A 14097-nucleotide genomic window follows, 5' to 3' on the forward strand; every position below is an offset into this window, starting at 1 on the left:
TGCGGCGCGACCGCCAAATTAGGCTGAGCCACGATGAGCGTTGCGCAGAGGCTGGGCCGTGTCCTGGAGAAGGTGACCAGGCAGAGCGGTCGGCTGCCCGATACGCCCGATTACGGGTCGTGGCTGCTTGGCAAGTCCACCGAAAGTCAGGCGCGCCGACGGGTCCGTATCCAGGTGATCCTGACCGTGTTCATCTTGGTCGCCAACGTCATCGGCATCGGCGCCGCGCTGCTCCTGGTGACCGTGGCTTTTCCAGTGCCGAGTGTTTTCAGCGACGCGCCGTTCTGGGTGACCTGGGTGGTGTGCCCGGCGTACGTGCTGGTGGCACTGTTGATCGGCACCTTTTGGATCACGCGCCGAACGGTCAACGCACTGCGATGGGCCATCGAGGAGCGCGCGCCGACGCACGAGGACCAGCTCAACGCATTCCTCGCCCCGTGGCGGGTGGCAAGGGCGCACCTGATCCTGTGGGGTATCGGCGCGGCGCTCTTCACCACCCTGTACGGATTGCAGAACACGACGTTCATCCCGCGGTTCCTGTTCACCATCAGCTTCGCCGGTGCGGTGATCGCGACGGCGTGCTACCTGTTGACCGAGTTCGCGTTGCGACCGGTGGCGGCGCAGGCGCTGGAGGCTGGTCCGCCCCCGCGCCGGCTCACCGCGGGGATCATGGGCAGGCTGATGGTCGTGTGGTTTCTCGGATCACTGCCCGTGGTCGGAATCGCGTTGCTCGCGGTGTTCGCGGTGTCGCTGCAGAACCTCACCGAGACGCAATTTGCCGTCGCGGTATGGATTTTGGCGATCGTTGCGTTGCTTGTCGGCTTCATCCTGATGTACATCGTGTCCTGGCTGACCGCGACTCCGGTGCGCGTGGTGCGGGCGGCGCTCAAGCACGTCGAACAGGGCGACTTCGACTGCAACGTGGTGGTTTTCGACGGCACCGAACTCGGCGAGCTGCAGCGCGGATTCAACACGATGGTGGGCGGGCTACGTGAACGCGAACGGGTTCGCGACCTGTTCGGCCGCCACGTTGGGCGCGAGGTTGCGGCCGCCGCCGAACAGCAGCGGCCCAAGCTGGGTGGCGAAGAACGCCACGTCGCAATGATTTTCGTCGACATCATCGGCTCGACACAGCTGGTGACGGGCCGGCCTGCGACCGAAGTGGTCGACCTGCTGAACCGGTTCTTCGCCGTGATCGTCGAGGAAGTCGACCGCCACCACGGCTTTGTGAACAAGTTCGAGGGCGATGCGGCGTTGGCAGTGTTCGGCGCTCCGAATCATCTGGACAATCCCGAAGACGAGGCGCTGGCGGCCAGTCGCGCCATCGCGCGCCGGATCCGCGACGAGGTGCCCGACTTCGAAGCCGGTATCGGAGTTGCCTCGGGCGAGGCCGTCGCCGGAAACGTCGGCGCCAAAGAACGTTTCGAGTACACCGTCATCGGCGAGCCGGTCAACGAAGCAGCCAGGCTCTGCGAACTGTCCAAGGAGACGCCCGGACACTTGCTGGCATCGTCGGACACGGTTCGCAACGCCAGCGAAAGCGAATGTCGTCATTGGACTTTCGGGGACACGGTGACGTTGCGTGGCCACGACGAGCCGACCAGGCTTGCGTTGCCCGTGTAGTTGTCAATCTGTAATCGGTTGCACAGCGGGCGCACATCGTCAGCACAGAGCCAACCAAAGTCGGCCTCATAACGTTTCGTCGGGTGGCAGCGATTGCCGCACGACGAGAAACGGAGTGAGGAAATGTCTTTCAAACGTGCGTTGTCCGCATCGGCGCTCGCAGCTGGAATCGGAGTTGCCGGGCTGTTCGGTGTCGGTCTTGGAACGGCAAGCGCAGATCCGTGGGGTTGCGACCGCCCGGGCCAACCAGTGTGTGGAGACCACCACGACGACCGCGGCCCCGGCCCCGTCGACTGGCACGGTCGCGGCATCGACCAGGCCCGCGGTGACCATCAGCCGTTCAACTGGATGGGTCAGCAGGTGAACCCCGTTCCCGCCGGTGACGGAAACGGCTGGGGCTTCTGGTTCCTCGGTCAGTGGATTCCGCTGTAGCGAGTCGAGTTCGAGGCGGGTCGCCACAATCCGGCGGCCCGCTTCGTCGCGCTCGCGCTCTGCTAGCTGTCGAACTTTTCGTTCGGTTCGGCAAAGCCGGCGTCGGCGAAGACCTTTCGGCTGGCGACGTCGGTGACATCCTCCACGAACTTCTTCGCGAGTTGGGCTTGATCAGAGTCCTTCAACGGTGCGATCCACGAGGTGACCGTCGCGTCGGCGGCCTCAGGAAAGGCGAACCACGAAACGTTGTCGCCGGCGTTCAGCACATCGGTCTTGAACACCAGACCCGCGTCGACTTTCCCCGTGCCTACGTCTCGGAGAACGTCCGTTTCGGTCATGTCGATGTTCACCGGGTTCAGCCGGATCCCCGAGCGGTCTTCGAGTTGGCGGACCACAGACCCGCAGGTGCCCGGCCCACCGCACACCGCCGCACGCACTCCGGGTCGGGCCAGGTCTGCCAGCGAGGCCAGATGAGCAGGGTTGCCCGACGCCGTGGCGATGACCAGGCTGTTTGCCGCGATCGGTACCGGAGTCGAATCGATGAGACCGGCTTTTTCGACTGCTGCCATGTTCTCGTGGTCACCGGATACGAAGACGTCCGCACCGTTACCGTCCGCCAACTCTTCCGAAAGGCCCGACGAGCCCGCAAAGATGAATTCGACTGAAGTCCCGGGGTTTTCGGCCTCGAATCGCTTGCCGATCGCAGTGAGGCTCTTGATCATCGCCGACGATGCGTACACCGTGATCGACGTCGTCGGTACCGGGTGTGACTGCGCGCTGCAGCCACTCGCCGTGACCACCAAGAGAATCCCGGCTGCCATTGTTCGCTCGAATCGGCCGCGCATCGGTCATGACCATACCGATTCAGCTCCAGCGAATGAAACTCACACCGGTATGTCATGTTGTGGACTTGCGTCACGTCACCTGCGAATTGGCTTGCGTTCATCCCATAAAGGATCACCAGGGGGCAGGCTTGAGCACGTGGGAAAGGTTGGAGGCGTCGTCCGCCACACGACGATGGTCAGCGAGCCTCGGGTGCGGCTCGCCGATGGCGACACGACGCGGCCCGCAGAAGACGACCGTCTGAGCTCCCGTGCGGGACAAGGGTTGTTGATGGTCGAGGGACTCGTGATCGGCGTGCTCGGCGGTGTAGCGCTGGCCTGGTCGATGGGATACACCCGCTTCGGCGCGGACGGTATCCCGATGCTCGGCCTGAAAGTAACCCCGCCACACGCCGGCCTTCTGCTGGTCGTCGGCACGCTGGCGCTGCTCTCCTGCTTGGGACCCCGAGCAGCGCTCGTTTTCAGCGCTCTCACAGCTTTGGGGTGGGCGACATTGACTTTCGTCTGTGCGAGCAACGTCGCACACCATGCGCCCGGCGTCCTCGGCTTCGATCCGCGCGACAGCTTCGTCTACGGCGTACTGAGTGCCTACAACCTCGTGACGTGCGTGCTGCTGGCCCTGGCGCTTTTCAAATACCGTCGCGAGGTCTAGTGCACGCAAGCTCCGCGGGTAGGTTCGCGATGGCATGAATGTGTTCTATCGCGAGCCTGGCCCACCCGATGCGCGCCCGCGGTATTGCCGCTGCACGGCTTCCCGTCCTCATCGAGGATGTGGCAGACGCTGATCAATCGGCTCTCGGAATGCAATTTTCGGCGGCGACAAGCTGACCGTCGCACTCGAGGCAACTCGATGCCTATCACCTGTCCCCAACTGTATTCGCGTTTCCACGCGGGCCGCGCTGCTAAATCAGCTCATTCCTCCCGGTGCTCCGCCGTTGACGGCGATCATTTGGCCGGTCACATAGTCCGATAGAGGTGAGCACAGCCAGAAGACAGCGTCGGCGGCTTCGCGGATGCTGCCGGTGCGCCCGAGGACAATGCCGGGAAATGTTTTGGGCGAGTAGATTTCGGTGTCGGTAGGAGGATGGTCAGGGTCGAGCACCACACCCATCCGCTGGGCTTGTTTGGCCGGCATGCCCACCGAGATGGTTCGGCCTCCGGTGTGAATGACTTCGCGCTCGGACTGCGGCAGGCCGAAGCGGGTTTGGATGATGCCGAAGCCCACAGCGTTGACATTGACGTTGATCGACCCCCATTCGCGGGCCAGCGAGCGCATCAGCCCCAGCATCCCCGCTTTCGCGGAGGCGTAGTTTGCCGCGCCGTCCAGGCCCCACTCGCCGGCCATCGAGGACACCATGACCGTTTTGCGGTGCCGCGGGCTCTTTTGTGCCGCATCGGCTTTGGCAGCCTCACGGAATACTGGTGCACAAGCCCGGGCGAGGCGGAACGGCACGATCAAGTGAATGTCGAGCATCGCTTGGAACTGCTCGTCGCTCATCGCGTACACCTTGGAGTCCCAGGCGTAGCCGGCGTTGTTGACCACGATGTCCAGACCACCGAACGTGGCCACGGTGTGGGCGACTAGTTCGTCGCAGGCATCAGGAGCCACCAGGTCGACGATGTGTGCCGAGGCGGCATCGATACCGAATTCCGCGGTGAGGGTAGCGACGGCTTCATCGGCTTTGTCTTTGTCCACCTCGGCGATTACGACATGTGCTCCGTTGGCCGCGAGCATGGTGGCAGTGGCACCACCGATGCCGCGGGCCCCACCGGTAACGATGGCGACCTGGCCGGCCAACAGGTTTGATCGCAGGGTTGGTTCGATGATCATGAGGTCTACTTTCCTTGCCAGTGCGGTGGACGTTTCTCAGCGAAGGCATGCAGCCCTTCCTGCAGGTCGGCCGAGGACAGCAGGGGTTTCACGTATTCCATTTGGTTCTGCCAGCCTTGGGCGTCGGTCCAGTCGTAGGAATGACTGACGATTTGTTTGGTCGCCTTGACGGCGATTGGTCCGGCGGCCGCAACGTCGCGTGCAAGTTCCAGAGCGCCAGCGACGGCGTGCCCGGGTTCGGTGAGTTTGTTGACCAGACCGAGGTCGGCAAATCGTGTTGCCGGCCAACTCTTTCCCGTGATGGCCAGTTCCATGGCCAGGTGGTAAGGGATGCGTTTGGGCAGGCGGAAGCACCCGCCACCGATCGCGACTAGGGAGCGCGCGGCCTCGGGGATGCCCATGCTGGCGGTGCGCGAGGAGACGATCAGGTCACACGCCAAGCACAACTCGAGTCCGCCGGCCAGCGCGTGTCCCTCGACTGCGGCGATGACCGGCTTGACCGGCGGGAGTGCCATGATGCCGAATCCGCCTCGGCGCTCGGTGGTGGCCATGTCGCCGGATGCCGCGGCGATGAGGTCTTGTCCCGCCGAGAACACGACATCCGAGCCGGTGATGATGGCACAGCGCATGGCGTCGTCGGCCTCGTAGTCGTCGATGACTGCTTCCATGGCTGCAGCAGTGGCGCCGTCGAAGGCGTTGCGACGGTGCGGGCGGTTCATCTTGATGAGCAGAATGTGATCGCCGATGCGTTCGGTGACGATGAGATCGGCTGCGTCCGACTCCGTTGTCGGGGTGGGCGTGCTGTTACTGGTTGACACTGAATCCTCCGTTGACGGAATAGGTTTGGCCGGTGATCCAACTTCCCGTGGCCGAGGCCAGATAGGTCACCATGGCGGCGACATCGCTGGGTTGGCCGGGACGGCGGACGAGATAGCGGCTCATTACCCGATTGGTCAGCACAGTGTCGGCCAGCACCGTGTTCATCGCGGGGGTGTCGGTGATCCCGATCGAGATGCTGTTGGCGGTGATGTGGAAACGGGCCAGGCTGCGGGCCAAGGCGCGCATCAGTCCTGCGGCGCCGGCCTTGGCCGCCGAGTACGCCTCCATACCGGCTTCCCCGACGCGGCCGGCTTCGCTGATCACGGTGATCAGGCGTCCGTGACCGGCCTCGATCATGGCGGGAACTACAGCGCGGCAGCTGTAGAGCACGGCATCGAGATTCACCGACAGATACGGCTCCCAAGACTCAGGATCACTGTCCCAGAAGGGATTTCGATTGCCAGCGCTCGTGGCGCCGGCGTTGCCGGCGTTGTTGACCAGGATGGTCACTGGACCCAGGTGGTGTCTGGCCGAGGCGACGACCGAGGTGATCGACCGGTAATCGGTGACGTCACCGGAGACGCTGACCGCCGTGCCGCCCTCGGCCTGGATTGCTGCCACGACCCCCGCCGCGCGTTCGGGATGGTAGTCATTGACCGCGACGGCAGCGCCTTGGGCAGCCAGGAAATGGGCGGTCGTTTCCCCGATCCCGCGGCCAGCTCCTGTCACCAACGCCACTTCCCCGCGCAGGCACAACATGTCACCAATGCGCTGCGGCGCAACCGCGGCAGCATCAGACATTGCGGTCATGTTCGCGCCAGAATGGCTCGCGCAGTTCGGTTTTGAGAATTTTTCCGGAGGGGTTGAGGGGAAGCTCGTCGACAAAGGTGAAACGGCGAGGCTTCTTGTAGGACGCCAATCGGCCGTCGAGGAAGCTCAGCAGGTCGTCCGGGCTGGGCCGGCTGTCGGGAGCGGCGACGATGAACGCCATGGGTTGCTCCCCGAAGTCGTCGTGGGGTATTCCGATCACTGCTGCATCGATCACTCGCGGGTGGGCCACCAACGCCTTCTCGATCTCGGCGGGATAGATGTTCACTCCACCGGCGACGATCATGTCTTTCACACGGTCGGTGATGTAGAGGTAGCCGCCCTCGTCGAGATGGCCGATATCGCCCGTGCGGTAGAAGCCGTCGTGGATCACCTCTGCGCCGAGATCCTTGCCGCCGAGGTACCGGCGGAAGCCCATCGGCGTGTTCACCGCGATCTCCCCGGTCTGACCGACCGGCAACCGGTTCCAGTCCTCATCGACGATCGCGATCTCGACACCGTCGTAGGGCAGGCCGCTCGTACCGGGCTTGGTCAGTTGCGCCTCCGGCGACAGGTAGGTGATCATCCCAACTTCGCTGGCGCCGTACGCCTCCCAAAGCACGTCGTCGCCGAGGCGATGGGTGATCCATTCCTTCAGTGATTGGGGCACCGGCGCGGCACCGGTACTCAGCACACGCAACGAGGACAGGTCGTATTTTTCCAGCACCGCTTCCGGAAGCGCCTGGATGCGCAGCAACATAGTGGGCACCGCAGTCCATACCTGAACGGCATGCCGTTCGATCAGCTGCAACGCAGTTTCGGCGTCGAAAGGGTCCAGCAGCACGACGGTGCCGCCATTGGCGCACGCTGACGTGGCCGCGGCCGGCCCAGCGCCGTGATGGATCGGCAAGGCAAGCAACACCACCGCGCCGGCCGCGGTGGGCGGCACCGCTGACACAGAGGCCGCATACCGCATCAAACGGTCGACGTCGGTGATCTGCGCCATGTCCAGGGGTGGTACGCCGCGCGGACGGCCGGTGGTGCCGGAGGTGTAAAGCACCAAAGACGGACGAAGCGGGCCGAACCGCGGCTCAGCAGGCCGGGTTTCGAGCAGGTCCTCATAGCGCAGACCGGGTGTACCCGCAGGTTGTCCGACGGTGATCAGTAGACCGGTGTCGTGCCCGTACCAGCTGTCGGCAGCGGAATCGTTGCAGGCCAATCCTTTTGCTTGGCTGTCGCGCAGGATGTAGATCGCCTCATCAGGAGTCAGACGCCAGTTGACCGCGACGTGGGCCACCTCCAGCTTCTGCAGGGCCCGCTGAATGACGAACCATTCGATGCCGAGGCGGAAACGCATGCCCAATCGGTCGCCAGCGCCGAGACCGTGCTGCGCGAGCCCTTCGGCGACCCGGTCGGCCATGTCGTTCCACTGCCCATAGGTCAGCTCGTCGTCGCCATCGATGACCGCGACTGCGGTGGGTCGAGTCTTGGCCCAGTGCTCTGGAGTGCCGGGCTCGGGACTTGTCAAAGTCATTGTAGCCCTTCATGTGTGCTCGTCGAGACGCCCGTCAACGCCTGCACGAAGAAGATGCACGCATTCTCGGCCGCCGACAGGTCGATGTCGTCGGATGAGATGAGGTATTGCGCGCTGATCCCGCGCAGCAGGCCCACCAGCGCGGTCGCGGCACCGCCGGCATCGACGTCGGCAGACACCGTGCCGTGGCGCTGCCCGGATCGGATGAGCGCTTCAATACCCATCCGGAACTGGCCGTCGTGACCGACGAAGATGGGCCGCAATGGCGCCTCCAGGGGCAAGGCCGCACCCCACATGACGTAGAACGCGCGCGTGGCCTCCGAACTGTGATCGATACCGGTCAGATACGAACGGCATAGAGCGATCAGTGCGGTGACCTCGTCGCCGTCGAAATCGGGCAGCTGCGCGACGAAGTCGCTCTGGCTGCGCCGCGCGAGCCGTTCCACCAGGTCGGCTTTCGATCCGAAGTGCTGGGTGGGCAGCCCACGGCTGTAACCGGCGCCCTCGCCGATCTCGGCTGTCGTGGTCTGGTCGACGCCGCGGCGAGCGAACAATCGCGCCGCCGCATCGAGCATCGCGGCTTCGGCTTGTGCCCGGCGGTCCTGCTGGCGCCGCCGCTCGGGGCTTTTGGAATCCGATCGCATGGTGCTAACGTACATATTTGTTAACTGATTAGCAAGTAACTTAGGAGGCGGAGTGCGCTCCCCTGCTCATCCCGGGCTCTACCGAGCCGATTCCGAGACCCCAGCCCTTAGCGGAACACGATGCGCCAGATGCTCGTTCGTGATGTTCCCGCCGACAGTCATCGGTTGTGAGCGATGCGGCGCCTGGGGCGAGCAACTCCAACCTGAGACGCTGTCCACCGCGGGGACCGTGCACTCGTTCGCCGTGGTGCATGTGCACTTCGGTAAACCCGATCCACCATTCACCGTGGCCGAGGTGCTCTTGGACGACGGTCCGCTCATCCACGCCATGGTGGCGCCCGAGGCGACCGTGGCGATCGGCGATGCGGTCAGCGCGCACTGGTTGGTGAGCGCGACCAACGCCGACGGTGCCGAGATCGTCGAACCGGTCTTCGCACCGACCGATCCGCACCCCGCCGCACAGGAGGTGACCTCGTGAAATCGGCACTGGCACAACTGCGACCCGTTCGCGTGGTCGGCATCGGACTGCATCCTTACCAAAAGCCCGACGACACCCCTTACACGCAGCTGGGTGTGCACGCCATCCGCGGCGCACTAGCTGATGCCAAGCTGCAGTGGACGGACATCGACAGCGCCTACACCGGCACTGCCACCACCTCGATGGCGTTGTCACGCTTGATGTATCGACACCTTGGCGTCACCGGTATCCCGATGACCCAGGTCGAAAACGCCTCCGCGTCAGGATCCACGGCGTTTCGGCAAGCCTGCATCGACGTGGCTTGCGGCTTGGCCGACGTCGCGATCGCCGTCGGCGTGGACAAGCCCGTACAGGTGAGCATGCCGCAGAAGGCCGCTGGCATCACCGAACTCGTGGGCAATCGTATGTCGCCGGTGACTCACTTCGCGCTGTTGGCGCAGCGCTACATGTTCGACAGCGGGGCGTCCGCTGAGCAGATCGCCGCCGTCGCCGTCAAGAACAGCGCCAACTCGGTACTGAACGCCAACGCCCAGCGACCCAAAGCCCGAACCCTTGAGGAGATCTTGGCCCCGCCCTTGATCAGCGGCATCTTTACCAGGCTGCAATGCTGCCCGATCGGACAGGGCGCGGCCGCGGCTATCGTGGCCAGTGATGACGCGATCGAACGCCTGGGCATCGACGAACAACGAACGGTGACTGTAGCCGCCTCAGCGGCGCGGTCCGAGATGATCTATGGAACAACCAATTTCGATGCAGCGCTCACGCGCGAAACAACCAGGCAAGCGTTGGCCGAAGCGAACATGACGCCTGAGGACCTCGATCTGGTCGAGCTTCACGACGCTTTCACCGTCGAAGAACTGCTCTACGCCGAAGCGATCGGACTGTGCAAGGACGGCCAGGCCGCAGCCGCGCTAGCCGCCGGTGAATTCGACCGTGGCGGCCGCGTCGCGATCAACACCTCCGGCGGCCTGCTGTCGATGGGCCACCCGATCGGCCCTACCGGAGTCGGCCAGATCGCCGAACTCACCACACAACTGCGCGGTGAAGCCGGCCCACGCCAACACCAGGGCGCCCGAACGGGTTTGGCCCACATGGTCGGTCTTGGCGCAGTGTGCGTCGTGCATGTCCTCACCCAACGCTGACCCGCCTGCGCGCGTCGGCCGATCAAGACTCCGACTGGTTCGTGGTCTGAAACCATTCAATTGCGGGCTCTAGTTAGAAAACGGGTGTCGATCCAGGCCTTCAACGGGTAGGGCAGCGACCAGTTCCAGATCGGTGACGAGACCACGATGCGGTCGAACTCACGCACCCTTTCGACCTCTGTGGTGATGCGTTGCCATTTGGTCGCTGTCCGCGTCACGTCTAATCGGGCCTGGCGCCTCTAGTTCCCACCATCGGCCCGCGGCGCTTAGCCCCACTACACGCCGCCGGGCCAGCGCGCGTCGTGTCGATACGAATGTGTACTGATAGGCCAGACCACTTTGGCCGAACAGCTTGCATTTCTTCTACAGATCGATACGCTGTCGTACGATATGATCTGGAACACACACCCGCCCTCAGTCCCGCACGGCCGTGGCGCCAGCCGCGCCGCCGCGATTTTGGACGCGACTATGCAGCTGCTTGGCGAGAGCGGATACGACCAACTCACAATCGACGCGGTCGCCGCGCGCGCAGGCTCCAGCAAGACGACGATCTATCGACGATGGCCCGATAAGTCGGCACTTGTGTGCGCGGCGCTGATCTCGGCGTCGGAGCATCATCCGGAGTTGCCCGCAGGCGCTACAAGTCTGCGCGAAGATCTCATTGCGCTGATCGCGCTGTTGGCAAAGGTGGCGATCACTGAGGACGCTGGCGCATTTGCGAGCCTCCTGGCTGCTGCGCAGAAAGATTCGGCCATCGCGATGGCCGTACGTGCGACTGCGGTCGAACCGCGCCGGCGTGATTGTCGCGATGTCATCCAGCGCGCCATCGGCAGGGGCGAATTGCACAATCCCCGCTTGGCGACCGTCCTTTACGAGATCGCGATCGGGCAGATGATGGTGCGCTTCCTGCTTCAGTCAGACGGGTTCGACGAGGGACAGCAGGTCGAATTCGTCGACAACACAGTCATTCCCGTACTCAACGCCCACGACGAGGAGCCCCGCCGCGATGTCAACCAGTGAACCCACCCTCGCGCAAATCGAGAGTGATATCGCCGAGCTGCTACGCACCGAGGAGATTGGCTCGCTAGCAGTCATGGGCCCAAAGGGGGGTCCAGCAGTATCGATGATGCATTTTGCGTCCGATGGCCTCGTCGTCTACCTGCACACGTTTACCTACTCCCGTAAGCACGAAGCAATCGCCCGCGACAATCGCGTCAGCTACACCATCGCGGCTATCCCGCCGGACGGTTTCTACGGACGAGGAAATCTGCGGGCTATCCAGGTCGAAGGTATCGCTTCCTTCGTCACCGACCCCGCGGAAATTCAGAGGGCGATCGAAGTCAGCCGCGAGCAGTTCGCGTGGATGAAAGACATGTCGTTGTACGACACCTTCGACAAAGGCACAGCCCACCACCAAACGTTCATCCGTATCGCGCCGGTCGAGGCACTCTGGAACGACAACCGAGTGCGGCTGTTGTGGCGAAAGATCGTCACGTTTAGCCCTGATGGAAAACACGTCGCAGCCGTATCACAGTACGAGAATAAGCTGCATACACCGGTGACTGCCGACGGCGACGGGCGTGCGACATCGTGACACTCATTCACACGAGTGCTTGGCTCGCAATCTTTTTCGGTGGTCTGTTCAGTGGCGCGATCCTGATCGTCGCGGTGGAGCGGGTTAATTTGTGGTCACGCATGCCTGTGGACCAGTACGTCGTCGACTTTCGCCGCGCTCTCTACCGGCTGGATCCCTTGATACCGATCATGGGCGTAATCAGCGGTATGAGCGCGGTGGTATTCGCATTGAACAGCGACGGGCGCTCAGCTGTGCTGGCATGGGTCGGTGTGGGGCTGATTGTGGTGATCATGGTCGCATCCATATCCCTTGCTGAGCCGATGAATTCGAAGTTTCGGAAGCTCCCAGAAGGGCAGGCGCCGGAGGGCGCCGACCAGCTACGGCTTACCTGGCGTCGCTTCCATTGGTGTCGCACCGTTGTGGCACTCGCCGCTCTAGCCAGTCTGGCCGCGGCGGTTACCTAGCCAGATGCAACTCTTCGGTCAGAACGACAACGTAGTCGCTGGACCTGCCACAAGCCGGACTGAAAAATCCCGTGTGGCAGATGAGTTCGATCCAGGCCGCGACCGACTGCCTGGAGTTTGCAGACCATCATGACGACCGGCCTCAGCGATACGTCCACCCAGGGCGAGTCCGCCGCCCTTGCCGTCACAAGGGCTGCCCCCACACGGCGCGCGAAGAAACCTCGAGCGGCTACCTCCGGCGAGCGTGGAAATGCCGCATCACTGATCCTCTCGATTCCTGTCCGATCGATCGCCACGATCGGGCGCGGCGCGGCGCTCGGCGCCGCGGTGCTGCGCTACTCAATTATCGACACTCTGACGTTGCGACTGCCCATTGGCGAGTTCTTGGTACAGGCGTGGCTGTTGCTGACAGTAACCGCGATTCCCGCTGTTCTGATGGCTGTCCCGTTCGGCGGAATGGTCTCCATCGTTTCCTCGGGCTTGGTAAATCAGATGGGGGCAAGCTCACTTCTAGGTGCGGCAAGCGGTACCGGGGTTGTCCGCCAAGGAGCGCCAATCACCGCTGGGCTCTTAATGGGCGGCGCTGCGGCGTCGGCGATTGCATCCGACTTCGGCGCCAGAGCGATACGCGAAGAACTGGACGCTCTGCGGGTTATGGGTGTGGATCCCGTCCGCCGACTCGTGGTGCCACGGTTTCTCGCATTGGTTGCGATCGCGCCGATCCTGATCACAGTGATCCTGGTCTCGGGTACGACGGCGTCCTACATCCTGGCCATCACACTGAGCGACGTGACTCCAGGCAGTTTCTGGCAGTCGTTCGGCCTGTTCGCCCAGCAGACAGATGTCTGGTTCGCGATCATCAAAACCCTTGTGTTCGCGGCGCTCGTCGCGATCATCTCCTCGCTGCGAGGTATAGAAGCTACTCGTGGCCCTCGTGGGGTTGCCGACGCGGTGAGTTCGTCAGTCGTAGTCAACGTCATCTTCATCGTGATCGCTAACCTCGCGATCACCCAGCTCGAGGTCATGTTCTTTCCGACGGTGGTGGCGTGATGGGTACTCCATCGGCACTCCCCAGCATCCGCTGGCTGTCGCTGCGGCCGATCCGGCGCCAGCTGATGGTTGCCGGCCAGTGGGCTCTTTTCATCTGCCAGACGTTCTGGTACGTGCCTTTGACCGTACGTCGCTATTACCGGCAGACATTGCAGGCGATGAATAGTCTGGCCTGGGGGCGGGGCTCACTCATCGTGGACGGCGGCACAATCAGTGTGTTGCTTCTGCTCGGCATTGCCGTCGGCGCCTCCGTGGCCATCGAGGGATTCGCGATACTGAACCTCATCGGTTTTGGTGCACTCTCAGGCATCATCGGCGGGGTTGGCACCGTCCGCGAGATCGGCCCTCTGGTGGCCGGTATTGCTTTCACCTCGCAGGCGGGCTGCCGCATGACGGCCGAAATTGGTGCGATGCGCATTTCGGACGAGATCGATGCGGTTGAAGCGCTTGGCCTTCGGCCCATCCCGTTTGTGGTCGGGACGCGACTCATCGGTGGCCTATTGGTCGTGATACCCGGATACCTACTTACACTCGTCGGCGCGTTCGTCGTGCAGCGCATCTTCATCACGGTTCTGTACAACCAGCCGGGCGGCACGTACAGCCACTACCTCAGCATGTTCCTCACTCCAACAGATCTCGCCTACTCAACGATAAAAGCAAGTGTGTTCTGCGTCGCGGTGACGCTGATTCATTGCTATTACGGATATTTCACCTCGGGTGGACCAGCCGGTGTCGGGCAAGCGTCCGGCCGCGCAGTGCGCGCCAGCCTCGTTATGGTCATGGTCCTCGATTTCATGACCACCGTGGCGCTTTGGGGAATCCAACCACAATTCGTTTTTCGAGGTTAGCCACATC

The 14097-nt window shown here is 63.2% G+C and carries 17 protein-coding genes; 10 read left to right on the plus strand and 7 right to left on the minus strand.

Annotation, left to right across the window (positions count from 1 at the left end; translation table 11 throughout):
• Positions 1-33 precede the first annotated feature (33 nt).
• Both GGC64_RS17780 and GGC64_RS17785 read left to right on the plus strand, forming a co-directional pair.
• Positions 34-1623: an adenylate/guanylate cyclase domain-containing protein gene (locus GGC64_RS17780; protein ID WP_192723785.1), complete on the plus strand. Its 1590-nt coding sequence runs from the start codon at positions 34-36 to the stop codon at positions 1621-1623.
• Positions 1624-1746: 123 nt separating this feature from the next.
• Positions 1747-2055 carry a hypothetical protein gene (locus tag GGC64_RS17785; protein WP_192723786.1) on the plus strand — a complete coding sequence of 103 codons (309 nt, stop codon included), beginning with the start codon at positions 1747-1749 and terminating at the stop codon, positions 2053-2055.
• 62 nt (positions 2056-2117) lie between these two features.
• Here GGC64_RS17785 and GGC64_RS17790 read toward each other — a convergent pair whose 3' ends face one another.
• On the minus strand, positions 2118-2900 hold the full coding sequence (locus GGC64_RS17790) for an extracellular solute-binding protein (RefSeq protein ID WP_192723787.1): 783 nt from the start codon (positions 2898-2900) through the stop codon (positions 2118-2120).
• A 136-nt stretch (positions 2901-3036) separates the two neighbouring features.
• Here GGC64_RS17790 and GGC64_RS17795 point away from each other — a divergent pair, with 136 nt between their 5' ends.
• Positions 3037-3549, plus strand: coding sequence for a hypothetical protein (locus GGC64_RS17795; RefSeq protein ID WP_192723788.1), 513 nt, complete (start codon positions 3037-3039; stop codon positions 3547-3549).
• Between the two features lie 255 nt (positions 3550-3804).
• Here GGC64_RS17795 and GGC64_RS17800 read toward each other — a convergent pair whose 3' ends face one another.
• The 5 genes from GGC64_RS17800 to GGC64_RS17820 are packed head-to-tail and all read right to left on the minus strand — an operon-like array spanning position 3805 to position 8532.
• Entirely contained in the window at positions 3805-4728 is a 924-nt protein-coding gene (locus GGC64_RS17800; RefSeq protein WP_192723789.1) for an SDR family NAD(P)-dependent oxidoreductase, read from the minus strand.
• A gap of 5 nt (positions 4729-4733) precedes the next feature.
• The gene (locus tag GGC64_RS17805; protein ID WP_370582154.1) at positions 4734-5546 is read right to left on the minus strand and encodes a crotonase/enoyl-CoA hydratase family protein; all 813 of its coding nucleotides are present in this window, start codon (positions 5544-5546) and stop codon (positions 4734-4736) included.
• Positions 5533-6348, minus strand: coding sequence for an SDR family NAD(P)-dependent oxidoreductase (locus tag GGC64_RS17810; protein ID WP_192723790.1), 816 nt, complete (start codon positions 6346-6348; stop codon positions 5533-5535). Before GGC64_RS17810 ends, GGC64_RS17805 begins: the two co-directional genes overlap by 14 nt.
• Positions 6341-7888 (minus strand): class I adenylate-forming enzyme family protein, encoded by a 1548-nt coding sequence (locus GGC64_RS17815; protein ID WP_192723791.1) that lies wholly within the window; start codon positions 7886-7888, stop codon positions 6341-6343. The genes GGC64_RS17810 and GGC64_RS17815 overlap by 8 nt, the downstream gene beginning before the upstream one ends.
• Positions 7885-8532: a TetR/AcrR family transcriptional regulator gene (locus GGC64_RS17820; RefSeq protein ID WP_192723792.1), complete on the minus strand. Its 648-nt coding sequence runs from the start codon at positions 8530-8532 to the stop codon at positions 7885-7887. The genes GGC64_RS17815 and GGC64_RS17820 overlap by 4 nt, the downstream gene beginning before the upstream one ends.
• A 52-nt stretch (positions 8533-8584) precedes the next feature.
• On the opposite strand from GGC64_RS17820, the gene GGC64_RS35320 reads away from it, so the two are divergent.
• Positions 8585-9010, plus strand: a complete 426-nt coding sequence (locus GGC64_RS35320; RefSeq protein WP_370582155.1) for a Zn-ribbon domain-containing OB-fold protein — start codon at positions 8585-8587, stop codon at positions 9008-9010.
• Positions 9007-10152: a thiolase family protein gene (locus GGC64_RS17830; protein WP_192723793.1), complete on the plus strand. Its 1146-nt coding sequence runs from the start codon at positions 9007-9009 to the stop codon at positions 10150-10152. Before GGC64_RS35320 ends, GGC64_RS17830 begins: the two co-directional genes overlap by 4 nt.
• A gap of 56 nt (positions 10153-10208) precedes the next feature.
• Here GGC64_RS17830 and GGC64_RS17835 read toward each other — a convergent pair whose 3' ends face one another.
• Positions 10209-10370 carry an NAD(P)H-dependent oxidoreductase gene (locus GGC64_RS17835; protein WP_192723794.1) on the minus strand — a complete coding sequence of 54 codons (162 nt, stop codon included), beginning with the start codon at positions 10368-10370 and terminating at the stop codon, positions 10209-10211.
• Between the two features lie 172 nt (positions 10371-10542).
• Between GGC64_RS17835 and GGC64_RS17840 the strand changes: the two genes are divergently transcribed.
• From GGC64_RS17840 to GGC64_RS17860, 5 genes are all read left to right on the plus strand, one after another.
• Positions 10543-11172, plus strand: a complete 630-nt coding sequence (locus GGC64_RS17840) for a TetR/AcrR family transcriptional regulator (protein ID WP_192723795.1) — start codon at positions 10543-10545, stop codon at positions 11170-11172.
• The gene (locus tag GGC64_RS17845; RefSeq protein WP_192723796.1) at positions 11159-11746 is read left to right on the plus strand and encodes a pyridoxamine 5'-phosphate oxidase family protein; all 588 of its coding nucleotides are present in this window, start codon (positions 11159-11161) and stop codon (positions 11744-11746) included. The genes GGC64_RS17840 and GGC64_RS17845 overlap by 14 nt, the downstream gene beginning before the upstream one ends.
• Before the next feature lie 101 nt (positions 11747-11847).
• Entirely contained in the window at positions 11848-12192 is a 345-nt protein-coding gene (locus tag GGC64_RS17850) for a DUF1772 domain-containing protein (RefSeq protein WP_192723797.1), read from the plus strand.
• A 129-nt stretch (positions 12193-12321) separates the two neighbouring features.
• Positions 12322-13242 (plus strand): ABC transporter permease, encoded by a 921-nt coding sequence (locus GGC64_RS17855; RefSeq protein WP_192723798.1) that lies wholly within the window; start codon positions 12322-12324, stop codon positions 13240-13242.
• Positions 13242-14090 (plus strand): ABC transporter permease, encoded by an 849-nt coding sequence (locus GGC64_RS17860; RefSeq protein ID WP_192723799.1) that lies wholly within the window; start codon positions 13242-13244, stop codon positions 14088-14090. Before GGC64_RS17855 ends, GGC64_RS17860 begins: the two co-directional genes overlap by 1 nt.
• The last annotated feature ends 7 nt before the right edge of the window (positions 14091-14097 follow it).

Source organism: Mycobacterium sp. OAS707 (assembly GCF_014873705.1).
GTDB lineage: Bacteria > Actinomycetota > Actinomycetes > Mycobacteriales > Mycobacteriaceae > Mycobacterium.